This is a genomic window from Prosthecobacter sp. (assembly GCF_044373815.1).
Classification (GTDB): domain Bacteria; phylum Verrucomicrobiota; class Verrucomicrobiia; order Verrucomicrobiales; family Verrucomicrobiaceae; genus Prosthecobacter.
In genome coordinates this window covers 1-11328 of sequence record NZ_JBIPNG010000195.1, presented here as the reverse complement: position 1 = coordinate 11328, position 11328 = coordinate 1, and the positions used below count along the sequence as shown (strand labels likewise).

Sequence of the window (11328 nt, the reverse complement as noted above, 5' to 3'; positions counted from 1 at the left end):
ATCACCCTGCAAAACCACAAGGACGCTGTGGAGTTCCGCCACATCTTCATCAAGGAGCTGTAGCACTGAGCTCCCTCACCACCGCCATTACCGTATGAAGCTGTTCGTTTCCCTTCTCCTCCTCTCCACCAGCCTGCAGGCTGCAGACTCTCTCGACACCTTCATCGAAGAACAACGGCCCTCGTTGATCCAGCTTTATGAGCATCTGCATACGCATCCCGAGCTTTCGTTTCATGAAGAGAAAACGAGCGCTCGCATGGCGGGCGAAATAAGAAAGGCGGGCTTTGAGGTGACAGAAAAGGTGGGCGGTTTTGGTGTGGTGGCCGTGTTGAAAAACGGGCTGGGGCGGACGGTGCTCGTGCGTACGGATCTGGACGGATTGCCAGTGCGCGAGATCGGCTCGGTGCCTTACGCCAGCAAGACGACCACCAAGGATGACGCGGGCAATGAGGTCTCCGTCATGCATGCCTGCGGACACGACATGCACATGACATGCTGGATCGGCGCGGCACGGGCGCTCGCAGCTTCGAAAGATCAGTGGAAAGGCACGCTCGTCTTCATCGCGCAACCGGCGGAGGAGCGCGGCATGGGTGCGCTGGCGATGATCGAGGACGGCCTGTTTCAACGCTTTCCCAAGCCCGATGTCTGCCTCGCACTGCATTGCGATTCAAGTCTCGCTACCGGCACCTTCGGCTTCACCAGCGGTCCGGCCACGGCGAGCACCGACACCGTGGATATCGTCGTGAAAGGCATCGGCGGTCACGGCGCGATGCCAAACTTGACCAAGGATCCCATCGTGCTCGCCTCGCAGATCGTATTGGCGTTGCAAACGATCGACAGCCGTGAATTGCATCCGGTGGAGCCCGTCGTGATCACAGTGGGCAAGTTCATCGGCGGCACCAAGAGCAACATCATCCCCGACAAAGTGGAACTCGGCCTCACCGTGCGCACCACCAGCCCCGAGACACGCAAACAAGTGCTGGATTCGATCAAGCGCATATGCCGTGGTCTCGGCATCGCCGCCGGACTGCCGGAAAATTTGCTTCCGGAAATCTCGCTGGTCGGCCCCGGCACCCCCTCCCTGCACAATGATCCAGCGCTCACCACGCGCGTGACCCAAGTCTGGGCGGATGCCTTTGGCAAAACCAGCCTCGTCGAACGCAAGCCCACGATGGCCGGAGAGGATTTCTCCCGCTACACAATGACAGCTGACAAGATCCCCGTCTTCCTCGCCTGGCTCGGCACCGTCGCACCCGAAAAAATCGAGCAGGCTAAAGCCACCGGCGAAATCCTGCCTAGCCTGCACTCCCCGTTCTATCGTCCCGAACCAGCGCCCTCGATCAGCTTTGGCGTCAAAGCCATGACGCTTGCGGTGCTGAACGAGCTCAAGCGTGAGTAACCGTTGCCGGCCCAATGTTTCGTTTCTTCGCTGCATTCCTCATCCTGCAAAGCCTCGCGCTCGCCGAGTTCCAACAACCGGCGCCTGACGTTTTTCTCTGGCAGGACACCTGCAATGTGTATGTGCTGAAGCATGGCGAGAGCGCCCTGCTCATCAATCTGGGCGATGGCAGTGTGCTGGAGCACCTGGCGGAAATCGGCGTGAAGCGGGTCGAATGGGTTCTCTTCACCGATCATCATCGTGAGCAATGCCAGGGGGCATCGAAGCTTGACCGCCAAACGACCCAAGTCGCCGCACCAAAGGAGGAGCAGGCTTTCTTCGAAACCCCGAATGAGTTTCGCCACTGGAACCCGCGCCTTGGCGACAAATTCACCGTACATGGCTCCAGCTACCTCCGCCCACCTGCCCAGCCGGTGAAGATCGACAAGGGACTCGTGGATGGCGACACCTTCAACTGGAACGGCCTCACGCTCACCTGCCTGAGCACTCCGGGCCATTCCCCGGGCGGGATGAGTTTCATGCTGAAGCAAGGCGAACGCACGCTGGCATTCACCGGCGGCGTCATGCACGACGGTGCCAAGATGACGAACTGGTTCGACACTGAGTGGGACTACGGCTTTGCCAAAGGACTCGATGCGCTCATCTCCACAGTGGACAAGCTGATCACACTCAAGCCGGACATCGCCTTGGCGTCACAAGGCCCGGTCATTGCGCATGCCACGGCGCAGCTCAAGACCTACAAGGACAGACTGACACAATTCCGCCCGGATTACGTGCGTGGTTATCCTGTGGAATCCTTTGGCAAACGTCCGCAGCACCCGGCAACAAAAACCACGAAAGCCCACTACATCGTGCAGGTGACGCCGCACCTCTACATGTTTGGCCCGGAGATGGCGGGGAAGAACTTTGCCATCATCATCGCCGACAGCGGTCACGCTTTGCTGCTGGACTGCGGCCTGTTTCCGAAGCTCGTGCTCGAACGCATCATCAGCGACATGAAGGAATTTCTGGGGCTAAAGCAAATCGACGCCTGCTGGATTTCCCATTCGCATGGCGATCACTTCACGCTCTTCCCTGCGCTCAAGGACCATGGCGTGAAATTCTGGACGATGGACACCATCGCCGACAAATGCGAAAACCCGCGGTACTACGACTACCCCGCGATGATCGGCGCCTACAACGCCGGATTTGAGCAGGCCAAGATCGACCGTATCCTCAAAGCAGGTGAAGTGATCGAATGGGAAGGCTACAAACTTCACATCGACTGGATGCCCGGCCAGACCGAGTTCGGCAATGCCCTCTGGCTGGAACTCGACGGTAAAAAGGTCGTTTTTACCGGAGACAACCTCTTCGGCGATCCGGCCGACGCATCGCAAAACGGCCACGAATGCGTCAACGCACGCAACAGCGCCATCATCGATGAGGGCTACCTCGTCGCCGCCAAATACCTGCAAAAGCTCCAACCCGACATCATCATGGGCGCGCACGGTGTGCTCATGACCGAGCCTGAGGCTTTCATCGAGCGCTATCATGACTGGGCGCAGCGCATTATCCGCGAATACAAGGAGCTGCTACCCGACGCGAACTATGAGTATCTCTACGATCCCTACTGGGTCAGCGCCTATCCGTATCGTGTGGACCTCCAGAAGCAAAGCACGCAGGAAGTCAGTATCACCGTGCGTAATTTCCGCGACACTGTGCAGCAGCATCGCATCGTGCTTCAGCTTCCTCCCGGCATCACCGCAAATCCCGCTTTCCTCGAAGGCTCTGTCCCTGCGAAATCACGCCAGAGCTTTAAGATCAAACTCACCGCCAATCCCGCCCAGGTCCCCGCTGGCGTGCAAATGGTGCCCATGGACATCACGCTCGACGGCAAGCATTACGGCCAGCTTTTTGATTTCATCATCCAGGCCAAAGAACCCGCAAAAAAAGAAACTGCTCAATGAACCGCCGCTCCATCCTTACCTTGCTGACCGGCCTCGCGGCGACGAAAAGCCACAGCACCACTCCTGACCGCATGCAAGCCGCCGCCCAGATCATCCAGCAAAAAGTCGATGCCGACATTCTCGAATCCGCCGTGCTGCATGTGAGGCAAGGCAAAGACACGTTTCAGCAAGCCTTTGGCAAAGCAGGAAATGCAGATGCTGTTTTCCTTCTCGCCTCGATCACGAAAACGCTGACAGCAGCTGGCGTGATGGTGCTGGCGGATCGCGGAGAACTGCGGCTCTCTGATCCCGCGATGAAATTCATCCCGGAGTTCAACGAAGGTGAACGCAAACGAATCACCATCGAGCAACTGCTGGCGCACACCTCCGGTCTGCCGGATCAGTTGGAGAACAACACCGAGTTACGTTCCCGCCACACACCCCTCGCAGAATTCGTGCAAGGTGCGGTCCGCACGCCGCTGCTGTTCGCTCCGGGGACGAAGTATCACTATCAAAGCATGGGCATCCTGCTTGCGGCGGAAATTGTGGAGCGCATCACCAAGACGCCACTGCCTGATTTTTTGGCAACGGAGGTTTTCACCCCCCTCGGCATGACTCACACCGCTCTGGGCCTTGGTCGCTTCAAACTGGCAGACACAATCCGTTGCCAGACGGAACACGCCGCGCCCGAATCCGGTGCAGGAGATCCGCAAGCCGCCTCCTGGGACTGGAACAGCCCCTATTGGCGCAATCTCGCGGCCCCATGGGGTGGTGCGCATGGCTCCGCCACCGATGTGGCGCGCTTTCTTGGAGCCTTCATGCACCCTTCAGGCCAGGTGCTGCGCAAAAAGACGACACACCTGATGCTGCAAAACCACACCCCAGGCCTCGCCGCCCGTCGCGGCATTGGTTTCGCCTTGGGGCCAGAAGGATTCGGTAGAAACTGCTCACAGCAAAGCTTCGGCCACAGCGGATCGACCGGCACCCTGGCCTGGGCTGATCCGGCGACCGACACGACCTGCGTCATCCTCACTTCCCTGCCCTCGCGCATTTCAGCAGAGACGATTTTGCATCCGGTCTCGGATGTGGTGGCAAAGACTCACTAGCTGCATCAGCGTACGGGGGATTTTTCGCAAGATATGTGCTCCTGAGGCAATTCAGGCGTCAATATCGCGTTCTGTGGGCGCGTATTCCTTTCCGACCGTTTATGACCAAAACAACCTGTCTTCTTCTGCTTGCCACACTCGGCCTCCACGCCGCCGAGCCGCCAGTCCCGGCCAAGATCGAGTTCAATCGCGATGTGCAGCCGATCCTGTCGGACAACTGCTTCTACTGCCATGGCAACGATCCCAAGCACCGGGAGGCTGACCTTCGGCTGGACATCCGCGACGAAGCCGTGAAAGCAGAGGCTTTCATTCCTGGCAAGGCTGCGAAGAGCGAACTCGTCTCGCGCATCTTCACCGCTGACGCGGATGATCTCATGCCTCCGCCGGATTCGCACAAGAAGCTCACGCAGCGGCAGAAGGACATTTTGAAAAAATGGATCGATCAGGGCGCGGCCTATCAGCAGCACTGGTCCTATGAGAAACCGGTGAAGGCAGCGATCCCGGCTGGCAAGAACGGCGTAGACGTGCTGGTGCAGCAGCGTCTCGCGCAGATCGGTCTCAAGCCTTCGCCGCAGGCCGATGCTCGGACTTTGATCCGCAGGCTTTACCTGGATCTGATCGGCTTGCCGCCCAAGCCGGAGGAAGTGGCCGCCTTTGAAAAGGACGCATCTCCTGCCGCCTATGCAAAGCTGGTCGAAAGCCTGCTCAAAAACCCGCACTACGGAGAACGCATGGCCATCGGCTGGCTCGATGTCGTGCGCTTCGCCGACACCATCGGCTACCACAGTGACAATCCGCACAACGTGTGGCCTTACCGCGATTACGTCATCCAGTCCTTCAACAGCAACAAACACTTCGACCGCTTCACCCTCGAACAAATCGCCGGCGACCTGCTGCCGGACGCCACTCAGGAGACACGCGTCGGCTCCGCTTTCAACCGGCTGCTGCTTTCCACCGAAGAAGGCGGCGCACAGGCCAAGGACTACGAGCAGCGCATGCTCACCGACCGCGTTCGTGCCGTCGGCAATGCTTGGATGGGCCAGACCACCGGCTGCTGCCAGTGTCACGATCACAAGTTCGACCCGTGGACCCAGCGCGATTTCTACTCGCTGGGCGCTTTCTTCGCCGACATCAAGGAGCCGATTCTCGGCCGCCGTGAACCCGGCATAATGGTGCTCGATGAAGCAGGTCGGAAACGCCAAGCCGACATTGCAGAGCGGTTGACCACACTGCAGGCCGAATTTGCCAAACCGCGCCCCGAACTCGCCCCCGCGCAGGCGAAGTGGGAAAAGCAGGCACTGGAGGCCGTGACCGCCAGCGGAATGTGGCAGCCATTGAAGCAAGTCACCGCGTCATCAGCCAAGAAAAACGTGGCCCTCAAGGCCGACAAAGAAGGCGTGGTGCGTGGCACCATTGATGCCAAACGCAACGAGCGTAAGCAGAACGACGGCACCGACGCCTACACTTTAATCACCAAGCTGCCGCTGGGCACCACAGGCATCCGCCTTGAAGCGCTCAAGGAAAAGCTGCCCGGCATCGGCCTCGCCTCGAATGGCAACTTCGTCCTCAGCGAAGTCACTCTCACAGGTGGAAAGAACAAGCTCCCCATCGCTTTTGCCAGCGCCACCTTTGAGCAAAAAACCTTTCCCGCCGCCACTGCTATTGATGGCATCGCGGACAAGAAAGAAAATGGCTGGGGCGTTCTGGGTGCCACGGGAGCCGATCAGTCGCTCTACCTCGAACTCGCCGCACCTGTCACGGAAGCCAATGCCGCAGTCACATTGACACTCACCTTTGGCTGGGGAGAAAATAACGAGATCGCCAATCTGCGTCTCAGCTCCACCAACTCACCCAAGCCCATCCGTGCGCCCGGCACCTCCCTCCCGGCGGCTGAGATCGCCGGCATCCTCAAGGCAGCGCCGGATAAGCGTACCCCTGAGCAAAAGCAGAAACTCACCGCCGCCTACAAGCAGATCGCCCCCGAACTCAACGACCTCCGCGCCAAGATCGCGACCGTCGAAAAGGAGAAGGCGGATTTCGAAAACAATGCACCCAAGTGCATCGTCTCCATCAGCGATACCAACAAGCGCACGGTGCGCATCCTGCCGCGTGGCAACTGGATGGATGAAAGTGGCGAAGTCGTGAAAGCCGCCCTGCCCGGCTATCTGCCGAAACCTAAAATCGAAGGCCGTGATCTCACCCGCCTCGACCTCGCCCAGTGGCTCGTTTCCAAGGACAATCCACTCACCGCCCGTACGGTGATGAACCGCCTGTGGAAGCAGTTCTTCGGCACCGGATTGAGCAAGGTGCTCGACGATCTCGGCGCACAGGGCGAACCACCGGTAAATCCCGCTCTCCTCGACTGGCTGGCCTGTGAATTCATGGACAGCGGCTGGGACATGCAGCACATGATCCGTATCATTGCGAACAGCGCGACTTATCAGCAGGCCTCCACCTCCACGAAGGAACTCACCGCCGCTGATCCCTACAACCGCGAGTGCGCCCGCCAGAGCCCCTTCCGCCTGGATGCCGAACTCGTGCGCGACAATGCGCTCACCATCTCCGGCCTGCTCGTCCCCAAAATCGGCGGCCCGAGTGTGAAGCCCTACCAGCCCGCCAAATACTGGGAAAACCTGAACTTCCCCACACGCGAGTGGCAGAACGACAGCGGCGAAAGCCTGTATCGACGCGGCCTCTACACCTGGTGGCAGCGCAGTTTCACGCATCCATCCATGCTCGCCTTCGACGCGCCAAGTCGTGAGGAATGTGTGGCCGAGCGCAACCGCTCCAACATCCCGCAACAGGCCCTTGTTCTGCTGAACGATCCGACCTATGTCGAAGCCGCCCGCGTCTTTGCCGCACGCATCCTGACCGAATCAAGCGGCGATGCCAGCCAGCGCATCACCTGGGCCGTACAGCAGGCCTTGCAGCGCAAGCCAAGTGCGGACGAACTCAAAACGCTCTCGGCATTGTTTGCCCAGCAGCTCGCCGATTACCAAAAAGATCCCGCTGCGGCGGCGGAACTGCTCAAAACCGGTGCGGCGCCAGTCTCACCCAATTTGAATTCAAGTGAACTCGCGGCGTGGGCGCACGTCGCGCGCGTGATTTTGAACCTGCACGAAACCATTACGAGGAGCTGAACCATGCACTCGACCTCCGCCCAAACCCGCCGCGCCTTCCTCGGCCGCACCACCCAAGGTCTCGGCAGCGTAGCTCTGGCATCGCTTTTGCAGCCGCAGCTTTTGCAGGCCGCATCTCGCGGAGTCCTCGGCACCCTGCCGTTGCCACAAAAAGCCAAGCGCGTCATCTGGCTCACCATGGCCGGTGGCCCCTCGCAGCTGGAACTTTTCGACCACAAACCCAAGCTGGCGGAGATGGACGGCAAGCCGATGCCGGAGTCGTTCACGAAAGGGCAGCAGCTTGCGCAGCTCCAGGGCCAGAAGCTCGTGTGCAAAGGACCGATGTTCCGTTTTCAAAAGTATGGCAAATGCCAGACGGAGCTGTCAGAACTGCTGCCACACATCGGCGGAGTCGCAGATGACATCTGCCTCGTGCGCTCCATGACGACGGACGCGATCAATCACGATCCGGCTCACATGTTCATGAACACCGGAGCACAGATCGCCGGACGTCCCAGCATGGGATCATGGGTGACCTATGGCCTCGGCTGCGAGGCGGATGATCTTCCAGGCTTTGTCGTGATGATGTCCACCGGCAAAGGCCGGAATCCGCAGCCCATCGCCGCACGGCAGTGGAACAGCGGCTTCCTGCCTTCCAAGTATCAAGGCGTGCAGCTGCGCTCGCTCGGCGATCCCGTGCTCTACCTCACCAGCCCAAACGGCGTTACACGCGAGCGCCAGGGCCGCGATTTCGCCGCCATCAATGCGCTCAACAAACAGCACGCCGCACTCTGCGATGATCCCGAAATCGCCACCCGCATCGCCCAGTATGAGATGGCCTTCCAAATGCAGGCCAGCGTGCCTGAGCTGATGGACATCCGCGGCGAAGGTGCCAAAACGCTCGAACTCTACGGCTGTCAGCCCGGCGATGGCTCCTTCGCCTCGAACTGCCTTCTTGCCCGTCGTCTCGCCGAGCGCGGCACCCGCTTCATCCAGCTCTACCATCGTGACTGGGACCACCACAGCCTGCTGAAGGAAGAACTACCGCTGCGTGCAAAAGAAGTGGATCAGGCCTGCGCGGCACTGATCAAAGATCTCAAGCAGCGCGGCATGTTTGATGACACGCTCATTGTCTTCAGCGGCGAATTCGGCCGCACCCCGATGGCGCAGGGCAACAAAGGCCCCATCGGCCGCGATCATCACAACAAGGCCATGTCCATGTGGCTCGCCGGTGCGGGCATCCAGCGCGGCGTCACCTTCGGCAGCACCGATGACCTCGGCTATGCCGCGCAGGAAAACATCACCACCGTGCACGACCTCCACGCCACGATGCTCCACCAGCTCGGCATCCAGCACGACGCCTTCAGCTTCAAATTCCAAGGCCTCGACGCCAGGCTCTCCGGCGTCGAAGGTGCCAAAGTCATTCAAAAAATTCTCGCATGAAACCCACCGCTCTCATCCTTCTCGCTCTAGCACTCAACGCCGCCGCCTTCGAGATCACGGTCGCGGAAAAAGACCACGTCGATATTTCAAACGGCGGCAAAGTCGTCGCCCGGCTCATGATGGCAAATGATCTGAGCACGCCTGATCGCCATCACGACACCTACAAACCGTATCTGCACGTCTTCGATTCCACCGGAGCCACCCGTCTTACCAAAGGTCCGAAATTCAACTTCACCCATCATCGCGGCATCTTCCTCGGCTTCAGCAAGATCAGCTACGGTGGCAAATCATACGACCGCTGGCATATGAAAGGCGGCGATCAGGTCGTGACCAAAATCGAACCCGGCGATTCCAGCTTCACCGCCGCCATCGACTGGCAGGGAGATACCAAAGATGCGTTTTTGACGGAAGAACGCCGCTTCACCTTCTCCACCCCCGCGAAGCCCTTTTATCTCGGCATCGACATGACCAGCGCCATCAAGCCCGTCAGCGGCGAAGCCGAGATGAGTGGCGATCCCGAACACGCAGGTGCGCAGTTCCGCCCCTCCGAACTGGTGGACACCAAAACGACGACCTACCTCTTCCCCGGTGAAAACATTGACGCGCACAAGGTCAGGGACCTGCCATGGGCCGCTGAGGTCTTCACCGTAGAAGGCAAGACCTTCACCGTCGTGATTCTCAACCATCCCGACAATCCGAAAGACACCGCCACCTCCGCCTATCGTGATTACGGCCGCTTCGGCATGTTCCCGAAGGGTAAAGCCAGCGCCGAAGCCCCATTCAAGCTGCACTACCAATGGCTCGTCGCCGAAGGTGATGTGCGCGATGCCGCCGTGTTTCAGCAGGCATGGAATGCCTTCGCAGGCAAGGACGAGCCCGTGCCAACACTGACCATCAAAGGCTCTGAGCAGCCGAAGCCGAAAAAGGAGAAATGAGGCGAAAACCACGACGTCAGAAATACCAAGATTGGTCATTGAGCGACTAGGATTTCGCCCGGCATATGGTTTGGTGATTGCCCCCTCAAAACCAAAAAACCGCACCTCAATGCCTCCCCAAAGGTTCCCCTCATTCATGCTGCGTTCGTCGCTGTTTATTCTAGCGTCGTCGTTCCTGCCTTCTGCACAGGCCGTTCATCAAAAAAACGCCGGACCCGAGAAGGTCGAACTGAAATTCAAGCTGCCGCCGCCCGCGCCATTGTCTCCGGAGGAGGCGATGAAGACCTTCAAGGTCGAAAAAGGTTTCCATGTCGAACTCGTCGCCAGCGAGCCGATGATCGAATCGCCAGTGGCGATGAGCTTTGATGACCAGGGGCGGCTCTACGTCGTCGAGATGCGCGGCTACATGCACGACCTTGAGGGGGGAGGCGAAAAAGAACCCACCGGCCGTGTTTCCCTGCTCGAAGACACCGACGGCGATGGCCGCATGGACAAAGCGACGCCGTTTCTCGACAACCTTGTCATGCCACGCGCCGTGCTGGCCGTGAATGGCGGAGCTTTGATCGCCGTGCCGCCAAATCTGTACTTCTGCAAAGACACGGATGGCGATGGCAAAGCCGATGTAAAAGATGTCGTTGCAACTGACTTCGGCACACAAGGCGGTCAGCCGGAGCACATGGCCAACACTCCGATCTGGGCCATGGACAATGCCATCTGGAGCGCGGGTTACTCCACCCGTTTCAAACTTCGCGGTGGCGTATGGCAAAAGGACACCGGCCTCGGTCGCGGCCAGTGGGGACTGTGCCAGGACGACTTCGGCAGGCTCTACTTTAACTACAACTCCGACATGCTCCGTGCCGACCTTCTTCCCACGGAAGCTTTCACCCGCAACCCGCTGCTGCGCAACGCAACGAGCATCAATGCCAAAGTGGCTGCGGATCAGACTCTCTACCCTTCCCATCCCACACCTGGCGTGAATCGTGGTTACGAGGCGAAATCACTCCGCGCCGACGGCACCCTGCCAAAACCGACTGGCACTTGCGGCGCACTGATCTATCGCGGCGATGCTTTTCCCGCCGCCTACCGCGGCAACGCCTTCGTGCCTGAGCCCTGCGCGAACCTGGTGAAGCGATTCACCATGAGCGAAACGGACGGCATCGTGAAGGCCACCAACACGGCCAAGACCACCGAATTCCTCACCTCCACCGACGAGCGTTTCCGCCCCGTGCAGGCCGCCAATGGCCCTGATGGCGCACTTTACCTCGTGGACATGTATCGCGGCATCATCCAGCACCAGAGCTTCCTGACGCACTACCTCATCGCGAACATCAAGGATCGCAAACTGGAGACGCCGTTCAATCAGGGCCGCATCTGGCGCATCGTGCCTGACTCAAAAGAGCG

The 11328-nt window shown here is 59.4% G+C and carries 6 protein-coding genes and 1 pseudogene; all 7 read left to right on the top strand.

What is annotated here, in order from left to right:
- Nucleotides 1-94: 94 nt before the first annotated feature.
- Complete coding sequence (locus tag ACIREA_RS16405) at nt 95-1399, top strand: M20 family metallopeptidase (RefSeq protein ID WP_397383376.1); 1305 nt, start codon at nt 95-97, stop codon at nt 1397-1399.
- 14 nt (nt 1400-1413) lie between these two features.
- Nucleotides 1414-3345, top strand: a complete 1932-nt coding sequence (locus tag ACIREA_RS16400) for an MBL fold metallo-hydrolase (RefSeq protein WP_397383374.1) — start codon at nt 1414-1416, stop codon at nt 3343-3345.
- Nucleotides 3342-4430, top strand: a complete 1089-nt coding sequence (locus ACIREA_RS16395; RefSeq protein ID WP_397383373.1) for a serine hydrolase domain-containing protein — start codon at nt 3342-3344, stop codon at nt 4428-4430. The genes ACIREA_RS16400 and ACIREA_RS16395 overlap by 4 nt, the downstream gene beginning before the upstream one ends.
- A gap of 101 nt (nt 4431-4531) precedes the next feature.
- Nucleotides 4532-7570 carry a PSD1 and planctomycete cytochrome C domain-containing protein gene (locus ACIREA_RS16390; RefSeq protein WP_397383372.1) on the top strand — a complete coding sequence of 1013 codons (3039 nt, stop codon included), beginning with the start codon at nt 4532-4534 and terminating at the stop codon, nt 7568-7570.
- Between the two features lie 3 nt (nt 7571-7573).
- Nucleotides 7574-8992, top strand: a complete 1419-nt coding sequence (locus ACIREA_RS16385) for a DUF1501 domain-containing protein (RefSeq protein WP_397383371.1) — start codon at nt 7574-7576, stop codon at nt 8990-8992.
- The gene (locus ACIREA_RS16380; RefSeq protein ID WP_397383370.1) at nt 8989-9927 is read left to right on the top strand and encodes a DUF6807 family protein; all 939 of its coding nucleotides are present in this window, start codon (nt 8989-8991) and stop codon (nt 9925-9927) included. Before ACIREA_RS16385 ends, ACIREA_RS16380 begins: the two co-directional genes overlap by 4 nt.
- Nucleotides 9928-10063: 136 nt before the next feature.
- Nucleotides 10064-11328: pseudogene (locus tag ACIREA_RS16375) on the top strand (hypothetical protein); the annotation flags it as partial.